We start from the raw sequence: 20740 nt of genomic DNA on the forward strand, positions 1-20740 counted from the left end.
ACGATCGGGATGATGTCGTGCTGGCTCATGGTCGGGTTCGGCAGGGTCTGTCATGCGAACTGCCAATTCTGCCACGACACTGCCGAAACTGGCAGCATGCGCGCGCCGGCCGGCTGCGCGCGGTGCCGCCCGCCGCGTGCCCGCCTGCAAAAACCCGCAATGAATCAAGCCCCTGGCGCGTCCCACGGCACATCGCGGCCACCTGGCACGGTTTTTGTACTACCGGACAGCGATTGCAGAACCTGAATGAGGACGATCCCGTGAGCAACCTGCCCGTCATGTCGGTCGAAGGCTTCTTCGACCCGGCGACCAGCACCATCAGTTACCTGCTGCTCGATACGACGAGCCGCGAATGCGCGCTGATCGACAGCGTGCTCGACTACGACCCGAAGTCGGGACGCACGCGCACCGCCAGCGCCGACCGGCTGCTCGCGCGCGTTGCGGAACTCGGCGCGACGGTGCGCTGGCTGCTGGAGACGCACGTGCACGCCGACCACCTGTCGGCGGCGCCGTACCTGAAGGCGCGCGTCGGCGGCGCGATCGCGATCGGCGCGCAAGTGCGGCGCGTGCAGCACGTGTTCGGCCGGCTGTTCAATGCGGGCGCCGACTTCGCGAGCGACGGCAGCCAGTTCGACCGGCTGCTCGACGACGGCGACGTGCTGCCGCTCGGCGCGCTGTCGATCCGCGCGCTGCACACGCCCGGCCACACGCCGGCGTGCATGACCTACTGCGTCGACGGCGGCGACGAACGCGCCGCGTTCGTCGGCGACACGCTGTTCATGCCCGACTACGGCACCGCGCGCTGCGACTTCCCCGGAGGCGACGCGCGCACGCTGTACCGGTCGATCGCGCGCGTGCTCGGCCTGCCCGCCGACACGCGCCTCTACATGTGCCACGACTACCCGCCCGGCGGCCGCGACGTGCAGTACGTGAGCACCGTCGCCGAGCAGCGGCGCGCGAACGTGCACGTGCGCGACGGCGTGACCGAGGACGACTTCGCCGCGATGCGCACCGCGCGCGACGCGACGCTCGACATGCCGGTGCTGATACTGCCGTCGGTGCAGGTCAACATGCGCGCCGGCCACCTGCCCGAACCCGAAGACAACGGCGTGCGCTACCTGAAGATCCCGCTCGACGCGATCTGAGCGCCCCGCCGCCGCCCCAACCGAAGGACCCACAAGATGACCATCCGCAAGCTGACCGACACGCTGTCGGTCTCGCCCCAGATCACGGCGGCCGACCTGCCCGCGCTGCACGCCGCGGGCTTCCGCGCGATCGTCTGCAACCGCCCGGACGGCGAAGGCCCGGACCAGCCGACCGTCGCCGAAATTCGCGCGGCCGCCGCGCCGCTCGGCATCGCCGTGCACGACCTGCCGGTCGATTCCGGCAAGGTCACCGACGATCAGGCCGCGCGCTTCGGCGCGCTCGTCGCGTCGCTCCGTGCGCCGGTGCTCGCTTACTGCCGCACCGGCACGCGCTCGGCGACGCTGTGGGCGCTGTCGCAGGCGGGCCTGCAGCCGCTGAACGACATCGTCGCGACGGCCGCCGCCGCCGGCTACGACCTGAGCGGGCTCGCGTCGCGCCTGGCAGCGCGCGGCACGCGCGCGGCGCCGCCCGTCGACGCGCAGCACGACATCGTGATCGTCGGCGCGGGCGCGGCCGGCCTCGCGGTCGCATCGAGCCTGCTCGCGCGCGACCGGTCGCTCGACATCGTCGTGATCGATCCGGCCGACGTCCATTACTACCAGCCCGGCTGGACGATGGTCGGCGCGGGCGTGTTCCGGCCGGAGACGACCGCGCGCCGGATGTCCGCCGTGCTGCCGCGTGGCGTGCGCTGGATCCAGGCGGCCGTGGCCGGCTTCGAGCCGGACGCGCATGCGGTCGTGCTCGACGGCTGCCGACGGATCGGCTACCGGCAGCTCGTCGTCTGCCCCGGCCTCAAGCTCGACTGGCACGCGATCGACGGCCTCGCCGACACGCTCGGCCGCAACGGCGTCACGTCGAACTACCGCTACGATCTCGCGCCGTACACGTGGCAGCTGGTGCGCGACTTCAAGGGCGGCCGCGCGCTGTTCACGCAGCCGCCGATGCCGATCAAGTGCGCGGGCGCGCCGCAGAAGGCGATGTATCTCGCGTGCGACCACTGGCGGCGCACCGGCCGGCTCGGCGCGGCGAACGTCGAGTTCCTCAATGCGGGCGCCGCGCTGTTCGGCGTCGCCGACTACGTGCCCGCGCTGATGGAATACGTGAAGCGCTACGACATCGGGCTGTCGTTCGGCCACAACCTCGTCGCGATCGACGGGCCGGCGCGCCAGGCGACGTTCCGGCGCACGCTGCCCGACGGCGGCGCGGAAACCGTCGTGCGCGAGTTCGACATGATCCACGTGGTGCCGCCGCAGAAGGCGCCCGATTTCGTGCGCGCGAGCCCGCTCGCCGACGCGGCCGGCTGGATCGACGTCGATCCGGCGACGCTCGCGCACAAGCGCTTTCCGGACGTGTTCGCGCTCGGCGACGCCACCAACACGACCAACGCGAAAACCGCCGCCGCCGCACGCAAGCAGGCGCCCGTCGTCGCGCACAACGTGCTCGCGGCGCTCGGCAAGGCGCGCGGCGACGCGGCCTACGACGGCTACGGCTCGTGCCCGCTGACCGTCGAGCGCGGCCGGATCGTGCTCGCCGAATTCCTGTACGGCGGCAAGGTCGCGCCGACCTTCCCCGCGTGGCTGATCGACGGCCGGCGTCCGTCGCGGCTCGCATGGCTGCTGAAGGAGCGGCTGCTGCCGCCGCTCTACTGGAAGGCGATGCTCAAGGGCCGCGAATGGCTCGCGAAGCCGACGATCGCCGACTGATCACGCCCGACCGGATGACATCATGCTGATCTCTCTCGTGCTGGGCGGCATCGTCGGCGCCGTGCTCGGGCTCACGGGCGCGGGCGGCGGCATTCTCGCCGTGCCCGCGCTCGTCGTCGGGATGGGCTGGCCGATGCAGCAGGCGACCCCGGTCGCGCTCGTCGCGGTTGCCGGCAGCGCCGCGCTCGGCGCACTCGAAGGCTTTCGCCGCGGCCTCGTGCGCTATCGCGCGGCGTTCCTGATGGCCGCGGCCGGCGTGCCGCTCACGACGCTCGGCGTGCGGCTCGCGCACGTGCTGCCGCAACGCGTGCTGCTCGCGCTGTTCGCGGCGACGATGCTGGTCGTCGCGGGCCGGCTGCTGCGGCAGGCGCTGCGCACGCCAAACGGCGCCGCGCAGGCTTCGCCGCTGTGCGTCGGCCGCGTGAACCCCGACACCGGCCGGCTCGTCTGGTCGTGGCCGGCCGGCCTCGCGCTCGCGTCCACCGGCGCGGTGACCGGCCTGATGACGGGCCTGCTCGGCGTCGGCGGCGGCTTCGTGATCGTGCCGATGCTGCGCAAGTTCACCGACGTGTCGATGCACGGGATCGTCGCGACGTCGCTGATGGTGATCGCGCTGGTCGGCACGGGTGGCGTGTTCGCGACGCTCGCCGCCGGCACGCACGCGCCGCTCGACGTGACGCTGTGGTTCACCGCGACCACCGCGCTCGGGATGGCGGCCGGCCGCGGCGTGTCGCGCTTCCTGTCCGCGCGCCATGTGCAGGTCGGGTTTGCGGCCGCGCTCGTATGCGTCGCGCTCGGGCTGCTTGTGAAGGCGGTGTTTGGTGGGTGAGGCGGGGGGCGACGTCCGTCAAAGATTTCTGTTTGGCGATCGCTCACGGCTTCCGACCGGAACCGGCGGCATCGCGAACGTCGCGGTGCCGCCTCATTGTCCGTAGAAATGACAACCTCCCGGCGGACATATCAGCCTTATCCGATCTAATACTTGGTCGCGTCGACCTTTACCTCGATCTTCGTATATTCCGGTCCTAGCAATTGCATACGTTCAGTTTGCCCGCGTTCGTCTGTCATCCCGACATAATGGGCGGCGCTCGTGGTGATTCGGTAGCAAACGTGCGCGAGTGGCTTCGAGGAAGACCCAAGAAACAACGCTTTATCTTCGGTGTGCGCCGTCCATCTCTGCGTCGTGACAATGCGAGCCGTTGCCGGCTCGCGCTTGTCCGCACACGTGAAACGATTACCGTCCGGTAGGGGACCGGGCGTAGCCGCAGTGACTGCATAGCTGACAACACCTTGCAAACCTGGTGTATTGCACAGGCTCTGACAACCTTCCGGCGGGCATTTCGGGACAAATTCAACGCCAACTTGATGCACGTCGTCGGGGTCAGGCTTGCCGCCCTTCCCCTGAATAATTCGTTCTTGAACCCACACGTCTTGAGGATTCGTTCCCAGTCGAACAAGGAAGGACTTCATCGCCTCACCGCGCAACTTTGCCAACTCTTTCGGATTGCGCTCCCACGCGAAAGCGGCTGCATCTATCGTTGCTGATGCCCCTTCACGTGTCCACTCTCTCGCAGTCAGGAAGTGCCTGACTATGCTCAATCGATCGCTGTTGCCGACTTCGACAGAATTCAATGGCAACTGCATATTGTCCAGTTCCAGCACCTTACATGCATATGCCTGTGACGAGCAGAGCGTAATCGCGAGGGGAAGTAATGTAGACCGTTTCATTTTTTTGGCCCCGTTAACGAGCCAAAACGAACCACGCGATGCTGTCTGCATTGCTAATAGCCTGTTCAGGATGTTCTTTCGCCAATCGTCCGCAAGCCCAACGGCCATACGCGCCCGGATAGTCCTCGGAACCAAACGTATCTATAAAATGCGAACACTCGTGAACTATCGTAAGTTGCTTCGAAGATAAATTGCTCGCAGAGCGATCGGGCAGCGAGCAGAAATTGATATTAATCGCAATCGTATGTGTCGCGGTATCCGGGCGACAAACGTGCGCCACTTCTGCGTCGAGATCCTTCATATTTGGCAAGCAGCCAGTGGCCAAATCTGCATCAGAGCCGGGGCGCACGAAATTCTTAGCAGTCAGGTTCGACATGACCGTCACGAGCGCTCCGAGACCCGTAGTCAACCGGGTTCTGATTGTGCTGTCGGACGAACCGAACCACTCGGCAACCCGAGCCTGTATATCTGGTGTCCAACGAGCCAGTTCGGTTATTCTCTGCTTGGCAATAACAACAGCCTCGTCTCTCAACCTTAGAACAAGTTTCCTGAATTCTGCGTCGGTCATGTTAGGGCAGATAGGCGGACCGTTCAGTGACAGCGGAACTACAACCTTCGACCCGGTGACCGTGTTCGATTCACCGTTTGCGACGTGAATCCACTCACCGTTGCCTTGCGCATTTGCATTGTCTTTTTCCATATTTTATAGTCATCCGAATGAATTTCGATGTTTAATGCTTCCCGGCTCGTCGTAGCAATTCGTTGGGTATGCCCGTCTGCGTCGGTAACCCCCGTAAAGCTGCCGCCCGCTGCCGTTCCGATTCGATAGCGAAAATCCGCCAACAGTCTGCCGGTATTGACGTCGACCAGGTGAAACTGCTCATCAAATGCTTCATCAGTCAGTAGCAAGCTTACATTTCGCGGAAGCCCGATCTGCGTTTCCGTCTGTACGCTGCCTCCGTCCGAATAGAAGAACGTCGTGGAAAGCGCGGCACGGACACAGCACCCACCCCCAATCCTTGACCATGGCTTTTCCATCATCCAGCCATGTATCGGCACCGCCTCGTATCGGAAAAAGCTCTTTACAGTTCCCACACGTCGCTTCGTCCCCGTCTCGGGCTAGCCGCCGGCCCTGTTCGTCAAATTGCGTTGACGAGCGGCTCATTACATTTCCGCCGGTCGTCGTGCGGTCGCCTTTAACGACAAGTTGCTCAAACATGATCGTGATAGATGTGAAGTTGAAGGTCTTCCGCGCCTGTCGTGTTGACGCGCTGCGTGTGGCCCATCGCATCCGTAACGCCGCTGAACACTCTTCCGGACGCAGTACGGATACGGTATTGCACGCGCGCCAAGGGGCTGCCGGTAGTGGCATCGCACAGAACAAACTGTTCATCGTGTTCGGCTTGAATCGCCAACGCCGAACGCAGGGCACCTTGACCCGTCAGCGCCGCCCCTTGCTCGGCCGTGAAAATCATTCTCATGTTGCGCTCGGCGTAGAAAACCGGCGGCGGGTTGCAACCGCATACGTTAATGTCGCCGCTCAACGCCCATTGCTTGCCGTTCGGGCCGGTGCCGGGCCAGCGCGGCCCTTTCGGCGCGATGAACCCTTCCTGCTTGCAGGCCGTGCAGTAGGTTTTCATGTAGAGCGTGGCGATATGTACCCTCGGCGGCGGGTTCGCGCAGGTCACGGAGCGAAGACCTTCGGTGATGACCGCACTGCCGGCGCGGTCGCCTTGGGCGAGAAAATATCGGATCATGCCGTCGCCCCTTTAGCCGGTCACGGTCGCCAGTTTCACCACCGTGAACGTGTCGGCGAAGCCCCGGCCTTCACGTTCCGGGCTATCGGTGATCGCGTCGCCGTTGTCTAGTTCGCTCCCGACGAAAGCTAGCGGTGCGAAGTCGGGGTAATCCACGATGCCCAAGCCGCTGATGATTCGGGCGGTCGAGCCGTCCGCATAGTGGACAACGTTTCCCACGACAGCAGACTTGCCGAGTGAGTCGCCCATCTCCCACGTGCCGGTCGCTTCGTGCAGCACGCCGCCCCGAGCGGTCGTCGCCCCTTTCACGGCCAGCCGGTAGCGCGGGCGTGAAGGCGGCGGCACATAGGCCGGGTCGAACAAACCGGGAATCGGCTTGTCGTCGCTTACCCGGATGCCGGCTCCGTCTTGCAACGTTTGCGTGATGACGTCGCCGTTGCTCAGTCGCGAGCCGACCAGCGCGAACGGCTTGCCCTCCGACGTGGCAGCAAATCCCGCCCCGTCGATGATGACGGCTTCGCTGCCGTCGTCGTATTGGACGATGTCGCCGACGCGCGCCAGCGTCAGCCCGCGATAACTCGTCTTGCCCGCGACTTCGGCGACCCACCCGCCGCGCTCGGTACGTGAGCCTATGGTTGCAAAAAGATGAGTCAGCGTGTTTGCCTCTTGTTCATTCGTCATCCTGAATCCCTCTCCGGTTGAGCGGGCAGAATGTGCCCTATGCAAACCTAACGGCAACCCGACAGGGGAATCAATCGTCCACGTACGAAAATGTGCCAACGATTTCCAGGTATCCGAACGAATATCACGAAAAACCAGGCGGGCAAAACAGTGGCGGGGATGATAGTCGGTTATTCGGAGGCTCGGTGTCGGCCGGATGCCCATACCAGCATGCTAGGCTCGCCGTCACGCGCCATCGCCCGGCGCGCCAAGACCAACAACGAGAAACGAGCCAGGCCATGCCCATCAGCAGACGAGGAGGCGCAGCGCTTGCCGCTGCTGTTCACACCGCTCACCTCGATCGCGGCGTCCGCGTGCACGGCGACCTTGACGCTCGCCAGCCTGTCGCCGTCGTCACGCTGGCCAGCGCGTTCGCGCCGCTCGACGTGACGCTGTGGTTCACCACGACCACCGCGCTCGGGATGGCGGCCGGCCGCGGCGTGTCGCGCTTCCTGTCCGCGCGCCATGTGCAGGTCGGGTTCGCGGCCGCGCTCGGGCTGCTTGCGAAGGCGGTGTTTGGCGGGTGAGCGGCGAAACACGACTTTTGACAGTTCGACACAGTTGTCGGCGCGCGTGACATTGCGTCGCGCTGTTCGCGAACGCGTTCATCTCCAGATTCGGGCCGCCGCGGCGGCGGTCTTCCGCTATCGCAAAAACGCAAGCATGGTCATACTTGCCGCGACGCGCCCGCGCCCTCGCACGGCATGCGCGTCGGCTGCCCATGTCTCATGCCATCCAACAACAAGCCAGGAATCCGGCCATGCTCATTCCTCCCGTCAGTCGCGCGGCATTCGCCGCATTGATGTTCGCCCCGCTCACCGCAATCGCGGCATCCGCCTACACGGCAACCCTGACCCTAGCCAGTCTCTCGCCGTCCGTCGGCGGAACCGACAAGGCGACGCTGCAACTCGCCAACACCGGCACGGCGCCCGCCGCCGCCGGCCTCACCATCGACATGCCCGCCGGCTTCACGGCGGACGGCTTGACGAGCGCGTGCGGCGGCACGCTCACCGCCAGCGACGCCGCGGTCACGCTCTCCGGCGCGACGGTGCCGGCCGGCGGCGCCTGCACGTTCGCGTTCACGACCCATGTGCCGGCCGTCGCGTATCTGCCGCCCGCTGGCGCGCGCAGCTTCAGCATCACGGCGAGCACCGCGCCGGGCCTCGCGACGCTGTCGGCCAGCACCGCGCCGACGCTCAAGGGCTTCCTCGGCGCGACGCCGGGGCTCTACAGCAATACGTGGTTCCCGTCGACGGTGCACAGCGTCGCGATCCTCGACCTGCTCATCACGCCGCAGACCGACCCCGGCCCGAACTCGAACGTGTTCTGGTCGAACCAGGTCAATTCGCTGCACGGCTACACCGGCCTGCAGTCGACCGAACTGGTATCGGCCACCGAAGGCGTCGGCAAGCAATTCCTGTTCAGCCTGTGGGGCGCGACCGCCGCGAAGCCCGGCACCCCCGCGAGCGCCGGCATCGGCGCGGGCAGCTACTGCACGGTCAGCGGCTCGGCGACGGACGGCAGCGCGGGCGCGCAGTGCCGCTACCGCTACGAGTGGCAGGCAGGCCACACGTACCGGTTCCGCATCACGCCGGACGCGAGCCAGGGCCCCGGCTGGTTCAAGAGCAACGTGACCGACGTGACGAACGGCGCGACCGGCGACAGCTTCGACATCGGCAGCATCTACGTCGGCACGACGCAGACGCAGGTGCCGGTCTCGTCGATCAGCCAGTGGGTCGAGTACTTCGACTGGAATTCGAGCCGCACGAGCTGCGCGTCGGTCGCCTATACGAACGCGCGGTTCAGCGTGCGCGCGTACGACGCGCTCGGCAATGCGGTGACGGTGCCGGCCCCGTCGGTCACGGTCAACAAGACCTGCCCCGCGAGCTACGCGAACGCGTCCGCGTCGAACGGCGTCGCGACGCTGATCGGCGGCCCGCAGCAGTCGGCGGCCAGTCTCGTCAAGGCGAACGGTGCATGCCTGACGGCCACGAGCGGCCTGCGCGACGGTAGCCCCGCGGCGCTCGGCGCCTGCCCGACGCTCGCGTCGGTGCGCGCATCGGGCGGCACGCACTTCAATCCGCAGCTGTGGGTGTTCGCCGGCGACGGCACGCTGCAGACCAAGTCCAGCTACTGCCTGACCGCGCCGGCGCCGGGCGCGGCCAACGGCGCGCTGCTGCGCACCTGTGTGCCCGGCGAAGCGGACCAGCAATGGCACGTGACGGCAGGCCCGCAGCCGGGCGCCGCGCAGCTCGTGTCGCTGCCGTCGGGCCGCTGCCTCGCGCCGGCCGGCAGCGCGCTCGGCCTCCAGCCCTGCACGGCCGCCACCGCCGTCTGGGCGACGCCGGGCAAGAGCTTCGCATACTGACCCGACCGGTGCGCCTCGCGACGGCGCAATAGAAAACGCCCGGCCCGACTCGTCGTCGGCACCGGGCGTTTTGCGTGGCGTCGGGCGAAGCGGCGTCAGGCCATCGCCGCCGCTGCCGCCGTCATCCGGCGCCGCTCCTGGCGCAGCATCACGAAGTTCGCGATCACGACACCGGCCGTCACCGCGAAGATGAGCAGCGTCGCGAGCGCGTTCATCTCCGGATTCAGGCCGAGCCGCACGCGCGAGAACACGACGAGCGGCAGCGTCGTCGAGCCGGGGCCCGACAGGAACGCCGACAGCACGAGGTCGTCGATCGACAGCGTGAACGACAGCAGCCAGCCGGCGATCAGCGCCTGCGAGATCAGCGGCAGCGTAACCGCGAAGAACACCTTGAGCGGCGTCGCGCCGAGATCGAGCGCCGCCTCCTCGAGCGACGGGTCCAGCTCGCGCACGCGCGACTGCACGATGATCGCGACGTACGAGATGCACAACATCACGTGGCCGAGCCAGATCGTGAAGATGCCGCGCTCGGCCGGCCAGCCGATCCACTTGCCGAGCTCGATGAACAGCAGCAGCAGCGAGATCCCCTGGATCACCTCCGGAATCACGAGCGGCGCGTTGATCATCCCGCTGAACAACGCGAAGCCGCGGAAGCGCCCCATCCGCGCGAGCACGAAGCCCGCCCACGTGCCGATCACGACCGACGCGGTGGCGGTCATCAGGCCGATCTTCAGCGACAGCCACGCGGCGCTCAGCAGCTCGTCGTCGTCGACGAGCGCCGAGTACCAGCGGAACGAGAAGCCGGACCAGACCGTGACGAGCTTCGACTCGTTGAACGAATAGACGATCAGGCTGACGATCGGGATGTACAGGAACGCGAAACCGGCAAAGAGCGCCGCGAACTGCAGGTAACGATTCGGCTTCATTGACGGCGGCCCTCCTGCTCCTTCGCCTGGAAGCGCTGGAACAGCGCCATCGGCACGAGCAGCAGCAGCACCATCGCGCACGTGACGGCGGACGCCATCGGCCAGTCGGCGTTATTGAAGAACTCGTTCCACATCACGCGGCCGATCATCAGCGTGTTCGCGCCGCCGAGCAGCTCCGGAATCACGTATTCGCCGACCGCCGGGATGAACACCAGCAGGCAGCCCGCGATGATCCCGTTCTTCGACAGCGGCAGCGTGATCTGCACGAACGCCTTCCACGGCTTCGCACCGAGGTCGTACGCGGCTTCGAGCAGGCGCAGGTCCATCTTCACGAGGTGCGCATAGAGCGGCATCACGAGGAACGGCAGGTACGAATACACCATCCCGATGTAGACCGCGTAGTTCGTGCGATACAGCTCGATCGGCGTATGAATCAGGCCGATCGCCATCAGGAAGTTGTTCAGGAGCCCGTTGTTCTTCAGGATGCCGATCCACGCATACACGCGGATCAGGAACGACGTCCAGAACGGCAGCATCACGCCCATCATCAGGATGTTGCGGGTCGCCGGGTTCGAGCGCGCGATGTAGTACGCCATCGGATAGCCGAGCAGCAGGCACAGCAGCGTCGTGATCGCGGCGACCAGCACCGAGTTCACGTAGGTCGCGAAGTACAGGCTGTCGGTCAGCAGGAACGCGTAGTGCGACAGGTTCAGCGCGATGTGCACGACGCCGTCGGTGTACGTCGCGAGCTCCGAGTACGGCGGGATGCCGAGCTGCAGCTCCGCGAAGCTGATCTTGACGACCAGCACGAACGGCACGAGGAAGAACAGCACGAGCCACGTGAACGGGCCGGCCACGACCGCGGTGCGCCCGGTCAGGCTGAAGCGCTTCACCGGCCAGTTGAGCAGGGACTTGAGCGCGATCATGAGGTCAGCACCACGCCCGCCGATGCGCTCCAGCGCACGTAGATCTCGTCGCCGAGCGCCGGCGTCTCGAGCTCCGAGATCGCGAGGCTCGAGACGTTCGCGATCACGGTCTTGCCGCCGTCGAGCTTCACGTGATACAGCGAATACCCGCCCATGTACGCGACGTTCGAGATCCGGCCGCGCGCCCAGTTGAACGCGCCTTCGGGCGGCTTGCGCGTCAGCGCGATGCGCTCCGGGCGCACCGACACCGTGACCGGCATGCCGAGCGGGCCGGTGATGCCGTGGTTCACGTACAGCCGGCACGGCAGGCCCGGCGACTCGATGAACACGTGGTCGGGCTCGTCCTCGACGGTGATGCCGTCGAACAGGTTGGTCGAGCCGATGAACTCGGCCGAGAAGCGGGTGTTCGGATACTCGTAGACCTCGTTCGGCGAGCCGATCTGGACGATCTGGCCTTCGCTCATCACCGCGAGCCGGTTCGCCATCGTCATCGCCTCTTCCTGGTCGTGCGTGACCATGATGCAGGTGACGCCGACCTTGTTGAGGATGTTGACGAGCTCGATCTGCGTGCGCTGGCGGATCTGCTTGTCGAGCGCCGACATCGGCTCGTCGAGCAGCAGCAGCTTCGGCCGCTTGACGAGCGAGCGCGCGAGCGCGACGCGCTGCTGCTGGCCGCCCGACAGCTGGTGCGGCTTGCGCTTCGCGAACTTGCCCATCTGCACGAGCTCGAGCGCCGCATGCACGCGCTCCTTCAGCTCGGCCTTCGGCACGCCTTCCTGCTTCAGGCCGAACGCGACGTTCGCTTCGACCGTCATGTGCGGGAACAGCGCATACGACTGGAACATCATGTTCACGGGCCGCTTGTACGGCGGCATCTGCGCGAGGTCCTCGCCGTCGATCAGGATCTTGCCCGACGTGACCGTCTCGAGGCCGGCGAGCATCCGCAACAGCGTCGACTTGCCGCAGCCCGAGCTGCCGAGCAGCGCGAACAGCTCGCCTTTGCGCACCGTCAGGTTGACGCTGCGCACCGCTTCGGTCTCGCCGAATTTCTTGACGACGTCGATGATCTGGACAAAGTTCTCGGCGCGCGAACCGGCACCGGACGAGGTAACGAAGGACGGCACGCTCGCAACCGGCGCACTCGACTGGCTATTCATGATGTGCTGCTTCTCTCCTGCGTTTGACGAACAAAGCCCCCGGGGGCACCAGGGGCTTCATGACTGCATGTGCGACTCCGGCTCGCTTTGCGTCAGCGACCCGATTTCAGCTCGGTCCACAGACGCGTCTGCAGACGCTGAATCTCCGGCGGCAGCGGCTTGAGCAGGAACAGCGTCTTCACGACGTCGGCCGGCGGGTAGACGGCCGGATCGTTCGCGACGTCAGGCCGCACGTACTTGCGCGCCTCGGCGTTCGCGCTCGGGTAGTACACCGCGTTCGTGATCGCCGCGTGAACCTTCGGGTCCTCGATGTAGTTGATCCATTCCAGCGCGGCTTCCTTGTTCTTCGCATCCTTCGGGATCGCCATCACGTCGAACCAGACCGGCGCGCCGCCCTTCGGGATGTAGTACTCGACCTTGTACGGCTTCTTCGCTTCCATCGCGCGATGCTTCGCGATCACGACGTCGCCCGACCAGCCGAACGCGAAGCAGAGGTCGCCGCCGACCAGGTCGTTGATGTAGCCCGACGAGTTGAACTGCGTGATGTACGGGCGGATCTTCTTCAGCACGTCCATCGCGGCCTTGTAGTCGGCCGGGTTCGTGCTCATCGGATCCTTGCCGATGTAGTGCAGCGTCGCCGCGAACATCTGGTCGGGCGCGTCGAGCACCGACACGCCGCACGCCTTCAGCTTCGAGATGTTTTCCGGCTTGAACAGGATGTCCCAGTTGTCGAGCGGCACCTTGCCGAGGAGCTGCTGGGCCTTGTTCACGTTGTACGCGAGGCCGGTCGTGCCGTATGCCCAGGGCACCGCGAACTTGTTGCCCGGGTCCGCGCCCGCGACGAGCGCCATCAGTTGCGGATCGAGATGCTTGAGGTTCGGCAGCTTCGACTTGTCGAGCGGCGTGAAGATGCCGGCCGCGATCTGCTTGCCCGCGTAGTTGCTGGTCGGCACGACGATGTCGTAGCCCGAGCTGCCGGTCAGCAGCTTCGCCTGCAGCGTGTCGTCGCTGTCGTAGTTGTCGTAGCGGACCTTGACGCCCGTCTGCTTCTCGAAGTTCGGGATCGTGTCCTTCGCAATGTAGTCCGACCAGTTGTAGACATTGAGCTGCGTATCCTTCGCCGCTGCCGCCGATGCGCCCACGCACAGCGCAAGCGCTGCGAACCGGCCCGCCACCTTTGCTTTCATCCCGTTCTCCCATCCGGCCGGACGCGTGCCCGGCTGTCGTCTGCCTCGCCATGACGGCGCGTGGAAATTCGCGCTGTCCCTTGAAAACCCCGAAAGCTACCATTATTCGACGCCCGTCACAAAAAAATCATGCCGGTGTCGCGCAAACGGAACAGATTCCTGTCGCAAACCGGCCTCCCGGCGCGCGCAGCGGGGTAATCCAGAGGAAATTCTATCGGGTAATTTCCGCCTGTCCATCCTGAAAATGGACGGGCGAAGGCGACCGGCAGCGCGTGCGCCGCATGATCGTCCGGCAGGCGGCCTCGCCCGGCGTCGCGCCAGGCGCCGGGAGCGGCGGCGCCCGATGCATTAAAATGCCCGCTGACGTTTTCACCGCACGAACCTTCCGATGGCCTCGAATCTTCACGACCTGCCCGACAGCCCCTGCATCGGCGTCTGCTCGACACTCTTCGACGAAGTCTGCAAGGGCTGCGGCCGCACGGCGGCCGAAGTCTCGAACTGGGTCTTCCTGAGCGACGACGAAAAGCGCGCGGTGTGGGAGCGCATTTCGCGCGAAGGCACCGCGATGCGCTTCCAGTACGACAAGCTCTGACGCGACGGCGCGCTCCGGTTGCGTTCCGGGTTCCTGCCGCTGTGCGCCGACTCGCACAAAAAAAAAGCGGCACGCATACCGCCGTGCCGCCAACCCCAACTCTGTTCTATTGCGTCTGTTGCGTCTGTTGCGTCTGCTGCGCGATCAGAACTTCATCCCGACGCCCACGCCGACGATCAGCGGATCGATGTGCAGCGTGCCGATCGACTTGTCGCCGAGCGTCGCATCGGTGCTCATCCAGATTTTCTTCACGTCGACGTTGACGAACACCTTCTTCGTCACCTGCACGTCGATGCCGAACTGCAGCGCAGGGCCGAAGCTGCTCTTGTCGATCGACACGCCCTGCCCGCCGACGTTGAGCCCGTTGTTGTAGAAGTACGTGTAGTTCAGGCCCGCGCCGACATACGGACGCACCTTGCCGGCATGGTTGAAGTGGTACTGCAGCAGCAGCGTCGGCGGCAGCACGTTCACGCCGCCGAGGTTGCCGAGGTTCGACGTCATCTGGTGCCGCGACGTGCCGAGAATCAGTTCGACGCCCAGGTAGTCGCGAATCATGTACGTGAAATCGAGCTCCGGCACGATCGCGTTCTTCACGCCGACGTTGATCGCGCCCAGCGTGTCGCTGCCGCGCTCGTTCGGCTGAATGCTGATCGCGCGCAGGCGGGCCAGAAAATCGCCCTGGTAAATGCCATCGCCCTGCGATGCTGCGTGCGACACCGACGGCATCGCAGCAAGACTCGCAGCGCATGCCGCGGCAGTAACAAAATTTCGAATCGTTTTATGCATCTGTATGGACCCCCAAAGAACGGAATCCATTCTGCCGGCAGGGTCTTGAGTACGTCTTGATGTTCGTCAAGCCAGCGTAAACGCTGGACGGATTGTCGCAGGCTCGCCCGCGCTGCCCGTGAGCAGCAGGTCGAGCAGATCGCGCACGCTGCGGATCGCACGGCCGAACGGCAACGCCTCGCGGCCGCGGAAGAACAGCCCGTTCGCGACGTCGCCGCGCAACGCGGCCGCGAGGCGCGTATCGATGCAGAAATGCCCGAACTTCTCGATGCCGTCGCGCAGCCCGCACACGCTCAGGCATTCGAGCGCGGTCGGACAGCGCAGCTTCAGCGCGCCGAGCTTCTCGCGGATGCGCGTCTCGTTGCGCAGATAGCGCTCGAGCCACGGCGTCTTCACCGCGCGCGCCGGCAGGCCCGTCACGCTGACGAACTCGACGATGTCGTCGGGGCTCGCGTCGGCGAGCACGCGCTTGAAATTCGGATGGGCGTCGCCCTCCTCGGTGACCGCGAACGGCGTGCCGATCTGCACGCCGTTCGCGCCGGCGGCAAGCGCGTCACGCACTGCGTCGTGACTGTTGATCCCGCCGGCGACGATCAGCGGAATTCGTTCGCGCTCAAGGCCGAGCGACGCGATCACCTGCGTGGTCTCGTCGAGCACGCGCACGAAATCGAAGCGCGCGTCATGCATGTCGTCGAGCTGCGTGACGCCGAGATGGCCGCCCGCGTGCGCGGGATGCTCGATCACGATCGCGTCCGGCAGCCGGCCCTTCTTCATCCACTTCTTCAGCACGAGCGCGATGCCGCGACTGTCCGACAGGATCGGAACCAGCGCGATGTCGCGGCCGTGCGTCAGGTCCGGCAGGTCGAGCGGCAGGCCCGCGCCCATCACGATCGCGTCCGCGCCCTCGTCGCAAGCGACGCGCACGTAGTCCGCATGCGCGCTGACTGCCTTCATCACGTTGACGGCGATCATCCCGCGCCCTTCGCCATAGGTTTTCGCGAGACGGATCTCGCGCGCGAGCGCCTCGAGATTCGCGGCCTCAAGCGTGGCGCGGTCCGGTTGCGCGCGGCAGCGCGCGAGCAGGTCCGCATGGTGATGCCGCAGGTCGATGCTCGCAATCGTGCCGAGCGCGCCTTCGCGCGCGACGCTGCCGGCGAGGCGATGCGCGGAGACGCCGACGCCCATGCCGCCTTGGACGATCGGCAGCAGCGAACGGCCGCGAATCACGAGCGGCGGGAAGGAAGTGCGTGCGGACATCGGGTACCTCGTCGATCCATCGGAACTGCGATGATCGACGAATCGCCAACGCGCACCTTGAGCCGCGTCAAGAAAAAACGGCACGCGTGGTGCGTGCCGTTTCAGAAATCGCGCGTCGGGCCGTTCAGGCGGGCTTCGCCGCCTTCAACTGCATCGACTTGTATTCGAGGTATTCCTCGAGTCCGTAGACGCCGTTCTCGCGCCCGTGGCCCGACTGCTTGAAGCCGCCGAACGGCGCGGCCATGTTCCACGTGCCGCCATTGATGTCGACCTGCCCGGTGCGCAGGCGCCGCGCGACGCGCAGCGCGCGCTCGTCGCTGCCCGCCCACACCGCGCCGCCGAGGCCGTACGGCGAGTCGTTCGCGATGCGGACCGCTTCTTCCTCGTCGCGATAGGTGATGATCGACAGCACGGGCCCGAAGATCTCCTCCTGCGCGATCGTCGATTTCGGATCGACGCGGCCGAACACGGTCGGCTTCACGAAGAAGCCCTTCTCGATGCCGTCCGGCAGGCCGACGCCGCCCGTCACGAGCTCGGCGCCTTCGTCGATGCCGCGCTGGATGTACGACTGCACGCGCTGCTGCTGCGCGGCCGACGCGAGCGCGCCGAGGCGCGTCGCCTCCTGCCGCGGGTCGCCGGCGACATACGCTTCGGCCGCGGCCTTCGCCAGCGCGCGTGCCTCGTCGTAACGCGCTTGCGGCACGAGCATCCGCGTGTGCGCCGAACAGGTCTGCCCTGCGTTCAGGTAGCACGCGTTGACCGTGCCCTTCACCGCCGCCGCGAAGTCGGCGTCGTCGAGGATCACCGACGCCGACTTGCCGCCCAGCTCGAGCGCGACGCGCTTGACGCTCGCGGCGGCCAGCTCGGCCACGCGCTTGCCCGCGCGCGTCGAGCCGGTGAACGACACCATGTCGACGTCGGGGTCGGTCGCGAGCACTTCGCCGACGACGGGCCCGTAGCCGCACACGAGGTTGAATACGCCGGCCGGCAGCCCGGCGGCATCGATCGCCTCGGCGAGCATGAACGCGTTGAGCGGCGCGACTTCGGACGGCTTGAGGACCACCGTGCAGCCGGCCGCGAGCGCCGGCGCGACCTTCAGCGTGATCTGGTTGAGCGGGTAGTTCCACGGCGTGATCGCCGCGACGACGCCGACCGGCTCGCGCACGACGAGCGAATTGCCCACTTGCGCGTCGAACTCGAACGACTCCGCGAGCTTCGCATACGCGTTCCAGTTGTAGATCGGCCCGCCGACCTGGATCGCGCGCGACAGCTTGATCGGCATCCCGACTTCGCCCGTGATCGACTGCGCCAGCTCCTCGCTGCGCGCCTGCAGATGCTCGGCGATCTTGCGCAGGTACGCGGCGCGGGTCGCGGGCGGGGTCGCGGCCCAGCCGTCGAACGCGGCGCGCGCGGCGCGGATCGCCGCCTGCGCGTCGGCCGGCTGCCCTTCCGGAATCCGGCCGATCACGGCCTCGGTGCCCGAATCGATCACGTCGATCGTGCCGGCGCCCGCCGGTTGGCGCCAGGCGCCGTCGATATAGAACTGGTCGTAGGTTTTCATCGCGTTCCGTCTCCTTGGAAGCGGACATTCTAGCGATTGTCGCGCTCGCCGGCCGGCGCGCCGGCATCGCGGCCTTGCTTTCGATTGACAGCTATTGGAAAGGTACTTAGCCTCTGGCGCCTCATTCATCATAAGAAAGGAGAGTGCCTTGAGCATCCTGACCAAAATCGAGGGTGGCTATCTTCAGGTGCTGCGCGTGATCGTGCTGCTGTTCGCGACCGCAGTGCTGGCCGGCGGCGTCGTGTTCGGCGTGATCGGCATCGACGCGCAGCTGTCGAAGGCGCCGAAGATCGATTCCAACGTCCAGATCGACCCGGCGTCGTTTGCATGGGAATCCGGCGCGCAGCCGCAGTCGAAGGCGCCGAGCGACGCCCCGGCCGCAAAGACCGGGAACGGCTCGCCTGCCGCGCGCCTGTCGGCGCAACTGAGCAACGTCGTGCAAAAGCACGGCCGCGCAGCCGTATCGCCCAACTATACGGTCGAACCCGACGTGTACGAATCGTCGTTCGAGCAGGTCCTCGAACGCGACGACCCGCTGCCCGTCACCTACTTCGAGCAGCAGGCCGGGTATCTCGACAAGGTGCTGTCGCGCCCGGACGTCGCGGCCGGCGTCAAGCAGAAGGTCGCCGCGCACAACGACGAAGCCGCGCGCGAGGAAGCGTACAACGAGGTCGTGTCGTCGATCATGCAGGACTTCGGCGAACGCTACGGTGCGAAACGAACCGCGATCGAAAACGCGAAGAAGGCAGCCGACGAGGCCGCAGTCGAGAACGCCCAGACCGCGCGCTTTGCCGGCGCCGCCGCGCTGATCGCGCTGTACTCGTTCGTCTCGCTCGCCGTGCTGATCATCCTGATCCGGGTCGAGCGCAGCATCCGCTCGATTGCGGTCGAGACGCGCACGACGCGATAAGTCCGTAGGTGCGGGCCGCCGCGGGTCCGATGCAGGACCCGCGCCTCGGCGGCCGCTGCGCCCCCCGCCCCGTTCCCGGGCGTCCGACTCGCCCGGCCGTGGCGCCCGGCGTCGCACCGCCTTCGTCACTGCCGCCTCCGCATCCGCATCCGCCCGGGTGCGCGGCATGGTCCGCATCGTGCTATGTTTTTAGTATCGGCACCGGTGCCTTGCGCCCGGCCGCCACCCGGAATCGACGCTTTTCGTGAGCGCTGCCATGACCGACGCCCGTTCCACCCTCGGCTCGCACGACCGCCTGGAGCTCCTCTGCTGGCTCACCTGCGGCAATCTCGGCGCGTACTACCTCAATGAGGCATGGCCGGATTCCGCGTTCCAGGTACAGGCCGCACACCGCTGGCTCGACCGCCACCACCGCGTGGCCGACTGGCTGGCGATCGCGAAGCTGTCCGCGCTCGCGCAGGACATCGCGAAACGCCATGCCGGCTTCGTCGACGCGGCCTGGGCGCGCGACGCGGTCGAGGAGATCGTCGACACCGACGACCTGAACTATCAGGCGCGGCTCGTGCAATGGGTGTACGACGACTGCTGCAAGGCGCTCGCGGACCAGCGGCTGGCGGACTGACGACCAGGCGGACATGCGGCGCACGGATCGATGCTCGGGCGCCGCGGCGGCGGCCCAACCCAACTTCGAACTTGCAAGGATGATCGCGTGACGCGCGCATACCGACTTCTGCTGACCGCCGGCGCCTTCGCCGTGCTTGCCGCCCCGGCGGCCCCGCTCGCGGCGGCGCCCGCCCCCGCATGCCCGTCGCCATCGTTCGACCGGTACCCGGCCCGCGCCGTGCGCGCGCCGCACGTGCTGCCCGACGCCCCCCGGCTGCGCAGCAAGGAAGCCCGTCTCTACCGCACCGTCATTCGGGACGAATTCACGGAACCCGCCAATTTTGCCGGTCACTACCGCGTCGTCGTCTGGGGTTGCGGGACGGACTGCCGGAATTTCGCGATCGTCGACAAGTACACGGGAACGACCTACACGATGCCCGGCGTGCAGGAGATCTCGGGGGTCATGGGCAATGGCGACGAGCGGCTCGATTTCCGGGCCGGCAGCACGTTGCTGATCGTTTCCGGCTGCTTCAGCGACGACTGCGACCACGGCAACGCGAAGGCGGCCAGGTTCTTTTACGAATGGACCGGCACGCGGCTGCGCCTGGCCGGCACGTGCCCGCTGGCCATCGAGCCGGCCGAGTGATCGCGGCCTGCCGGTTCGCCGGTCGGCGCGACGGTCAGTCGGGCAATCAAGCATGGTCAGGTGCTCAACGCTGCAGCACGATCTCGACCCGCCGGTTGCTCGCACGTCCTTCGGCCGTCGCATTGGTGGCGACCGGATCGGCGTCGCCGCGCCCGGTCGCGGCAAACGCATCGGCCCGCAACCCGTGATCGCGGAGATAGGCGGCAACGGAATCCGCGCGTCGTTGCGAGAGCTGGAGATTGGCAGCGGCGGCGCCGACCGAGTCCGTATGGCCCGTGACGGCCACCCTGGAGAAGCGAGTGCCGGTCTGCCGGCTCAGCAGCGTGTCGAGCGTCGCGCGCGCGGCCGGAGTCAGCGTCGCTTCGCCCGACGCGAAGAATGCGTCGCCCGTCAGAGCCACTTTCTCGGCCGCAGCGGGCGCCTCCGCAGCGGGTGCCGGCGCTCCGCCGGCTGCGTCGCATTGGAACACCAGCGTTCGGGGCTCGGCGCCATCGCGGTACGGCCTGGCCGAATCGACCACGCGCACGGGCTCGTCGCCGCACATGCGCTTCGCCACCTTCATGCAGGTCGCCTGGCTTGAAACGATGCCGTGACAATCGACCCGGTAAGTGCGGATGCCGCCCCTCGGCTGCAGCTCGGATGCGCTGAACGTCGGCCCGGACGCGCTGGAGCAAGCCGCGAGGGGCAACACGGAAAGAATGAGTGCGACGCGAATATTCTTCACTGTAGTACTCCGGAAAATGCTTGTTGCAAAAGCGAACGCCGCA

Annotated in this window: 21 protein-coding genes and 1 pseudogene; 9 read left to right on the plus strand and 13 right to left on the minus strand. The window is 66.5% G+C overall.

What is annotated here, in order from left to right:
- Positions 1–278 precede the first annotated feature (278 nt).
- From ACFIMZ_RS09895 to ACFIMZ_RS09905, 3 genes are read left to right on the plus strand one after another with little or no spacing between them, the layout of a single operon-like run.
- Positions 279–1145, plus strand: coding sequence for an MBL fold metallo-hydrolase (locus ACFIMZ_RS09895; RefSeq protein WP_431822471.1), 867 nt, complete (start codon positions 279–281; stop codon positions 1143–1145).
- 36 nt (positions 1146–1181) lie between these two features.
- Complete coding sequence (locus ACFIMZ_RS09900; RefSeq protein ID WP_431819351.1) at positions 1182–2849, plus strand: TIGR01244 family sulfur transferase; 1668 nt, start codon at positions 1182–1184, stop codon at positions 2847–2849.
- A 22-nt stretch (positions 2850–2871) separates the two neighbouring features.
- On the plus strand, positions 2872–3678 hold the full coding sequence (locus tag ACFIMZ_RS09905; RefSeq protein ID WP_431819352.1) for a sulfite exporter TauE/SafE family protein: 807 nt from the start codon (positions 2872–2874) through the stop codon (positions 3676–3678).
- Between the two features lie 146 nt (positions 3679–3824).
- On the opposite strand, the gene ACFIMZ_RS09910 is transcribed toward ACFIMZ_RS09905, so the two are convergent.
- The 5 genes from ACFIMZ_RS09910 to ACFIMZ_RS09930 all read right to left on the minus strand — a co-directional run bounded on the left by ACFIMZ_RS09910 (position 3825) and on the right by ACFIMZ_RS09930 (position 7015).
- On the minus strand, positions 3825–4511 hold the full coding sequence (locus ACFIMZ_RS09910) for a hypothetical protein (protein ID WP_431819353.1): 687 nt from the start codon (positions 4509–4511) through the stop codon (positions 3825–3827).
- A gap of 79 nt (positions 4512–4590) precedes the next feature.
- Positions 4591–5277, minus strand: a complete 687-nt coding sequence (locus ACFIMZ_RS09915; protein WP_431819354.1) for a M35 family metallo-endopeptidase — start codon at positions 5275–5277, stop codon at positions 4591–4593.
- Between the two features lie 195 nt (positions 5278–5472).
- Positions 5473–5868 carry a PAAR domain-containing protein gene (locus ACFIMZ_RS09920; protein WP_431819355.1) on the minus strand — a complete coding sequence of 132 codons (396 nt, stop codon included), beginning with the start codon at positions 5866–5868 and terminating at the stop codon, positions 5473–5475.
- Positions 5789–6334, minus strand: coding sequence for a hypothetical protein (locus ACFIMZ_RS09925; RefSeq protein ID WP_431819356.1), 546 nt, complete (start codon positions 6332–6334; stop codon positions 5789–5791). The genes ACFIMZ_RS09920 and ACFIMZ_RS09925 overlap by 80 nt, the downstream gene beginning before the upstream one ends.
- Before the next feature lie 12 nt (positions 6335–6346).
- Positions 6347–7015, minus strand: a complete 669-nt coding sequence (locus ACFIMZ_RS09930; protein WP_431819357.1) for a PAAR domain-containing protein — start codon at positions 7013–7015, stop codon at positions 6347–6349.
- Positions 7016–7416: 401 nt separating this feature from the next.
- Between ACFIMZ_RS09930 and ACFIMZ_RS09935 the strand changes: the two are divergent.
- Together ACFIMZ_RS09935 and ACFIMZ_RS09940 are read left to right on the plus strand one after the other, a co-directional pair.
- Positions 7417–7581 (plus strand): annotated as a pseudogene (locus tag ACFIMZ_RS09935) (sulfite exporter TauE/SafE family protein); the annotation flags it as partial.
- 233 nt (positions 7582–7814) lie between these two features.
- Positions 7815–9422 carry a DUF3472 domain-containing protein gene (locus ACFIMZ_RS09940; RefSeq protein WP_431819358.1) on the plus strand — a complete coding sequence of 536 codons (1608 nt, stop codon included), beginning with the start codon at positions 7815–7817 and terminating at the stop codon, positions 9420–9422.
- Positions 9423–9517: 95 nt separating this feature from the next.
- Here the strand turns inward: ACFIMZ_RS09940 and ACFIMZ_RS09945 are convergent, their stop codons facing one another.
- The 4 genes from ACFIMZ_RS09945 to ACFIMZ_RS09960 form a co-directional block, all read right to left on the minus strand.
- Positions 9518–10348 carry an ABC transporter permease subunit gene (locus ACFIMZ_RS09945; protein ID WP_431819359.1) on the minus strand — a complete coding sequence of 277 codons (831 nt, stop codon included), beginning with the start codon at positions 10346–10348 and terminating at the stop codon, positions 9518–9520.
- On the minus strand, positions 10345–11274 hold the full coding sequence (locus tag ACFIMZ_RS09950; protein ID WP_431819360.1) for an ABC transporter permease subunit: 930 nt from the start codon (positions 11272–11274) through the stop codon (positions 10345–10347). Before ACFIMZ_RS09950 ends, ACFIMZ_RS09945 begins: the two co-directional genes overlap by 4 nt.
- Complete coding sequence (locus ACFIMZ_RS09955) at positions 11271–12431, minus strand: ABC transporter ATP-binding protein (RefSeq protein ID WP_431819361.1); 1161 nt, start codon at positions 12429–12431, stop codon at positions 11271–11273. The genes ACFIMZ_RS09950 and ACFIMZ_RS09955 overlap by 4 nt, the downstream gene beginning before the upstream one ends.
- 92 nt (positions 12432–12523) lie before the next feature.
- A complete protein-coding gene (locus ACFIMZ_RS09960; RefSeq protein WP_431819362.1) occupies positions 12524–13618 on the minus strand; it encodes a polyamine ABC transporter substrate-binding protein in 1095 nt (364 codons plus the stop codon).
- A gap of 388 nt (positions 13619–14006) precedes the next feature.
- Between ACFIMZ_RS09960 and ACFIMZ_RS09965 the strand changes: the two genes are divergently transcribed.
- The gene (locus tag ACFIMZ_RS09965; protein WP_010095552.1) at positions 14007–14210 is read left to right on the plus strand and encodes a DUF1289 domain-containing protein; all 204 of its coding nucleotides are present in this window, start codon (positions 14007–14009) and stop codon (positions 14208–14210) included.
- Between the two features lie 144 nt (positions 14211–14354).
- On the opposite strand, the gene ACFIMZ_RS09970 is transcribed toward ACFIMZ_RS09965, so the two are convergent.
- The 3 genes from ACFIMZ_RS09970 to ACFIMZ_RS09980 form a co-directional block, all read right to left on the minus strand.
- Positions 14355–14996 carry an OmpW/AlkL family protein gene (locus ACFIMZ_RS09970; RefSeq protein WP_431819363.1) on the minus strand — a complete coding sequence of 214 codons (642 nt, stop codon included), beginning with the start codon at positions 14994–14996 and terminating at the stop codon, positions 14355–14357.
- Between the two features lie 66 nt (positions 14997–15062).
- Entirely contained in the window at positions 15063–16253 is a 1191-nt protein-coding gene (locus ACFIMZ_RS09975) for an NAD(P)H-dependent flavin oxidoreductase (protein ID WP_431819364.1), read from the minus strand.
- Between the two features lie 124 nt (positions 16254–16377).
- Positions 16378–17814: an aldehyde dehydrogenase family protein gene (locus tag ACFIMZ_RS09980; protein WP_431819365.1), complete on the minus strand. Its 1437-nt coding sequence runs from the start codon at positions 17812–17814 to the stop codon at positions 16378–16380.
- A gap of 148 nt (positions 17815–17962) precedes the next feature.
- On the opposite strand from ACFIMZ_RS09980, the gene ACFIMZ_RS09985 reads away from it, so the two are divergent.
- From ACFIMZ_RS09985 to ACFIMZ_RS09995, 3 genes are all read left to right on the plus strand, one after another.
- The gene (locus tag ACFIMZ_RS09985) at positions 17963–18724 is read left to right on the plus strand and encodes a hypothetical protein (RefSeq protein WP_431819366.1); all 762 of its coding nucleotides are present in this window, start codon (positions 17963–17965) and stop codon (positions 18722–18724) included.
- Positions 18725–18980: 256 nt separating this feature from the next.
- Positions 18981–19346 (plus strand): hypothetical protein, encoded by a 366-nt coding sequence (locus ACFIMZ_RS09990; protein WP_431819367.1) that lies wholly within the window; start codon positions 18981–18983, stop codon positions 19344–19346.
- A gap of 87 nt (positions 19347–19433) precedes the next feature.
- Positions 19434–19973, plus strand: a complete 540-nt coding sequence (locus ACFIMZ_RS09995; protein ID WP_431819368.1) for a hypothetical protein — start codon at positions 19434–19436, stop codon at positions 19971–19973.
- A 64-nt stretch (positions 19974–20037) separates the two neighbouring features.
- On the opposite strand, the gene ACFIMZ_RS10000 is transcribed toward ACFIMZ_RS09995, so the two are convergent.
- Positions 20038–20697: an OmpA family protein gene (locus ACFIMZ_RS10000; protein ID WP_431819369.1), complete on the minus strand. Its 660-nt coding sequence runs from the start codon at positions 20695–20697 to the stop codon at positions 20038–20040.
- Between the last annotated feature and the right edge of the window lie 43 nt (positions 20698–20740).

Source organism: Burkholderia sp. F1, from assembly GCF_050813845.1.
Lineage (GTDB): Bacteria > Pseudomonadota > Gammaproteobacteria > Burkholderiales > Burkholderiaceae > Burkholderia > Burkholderia ubonensis.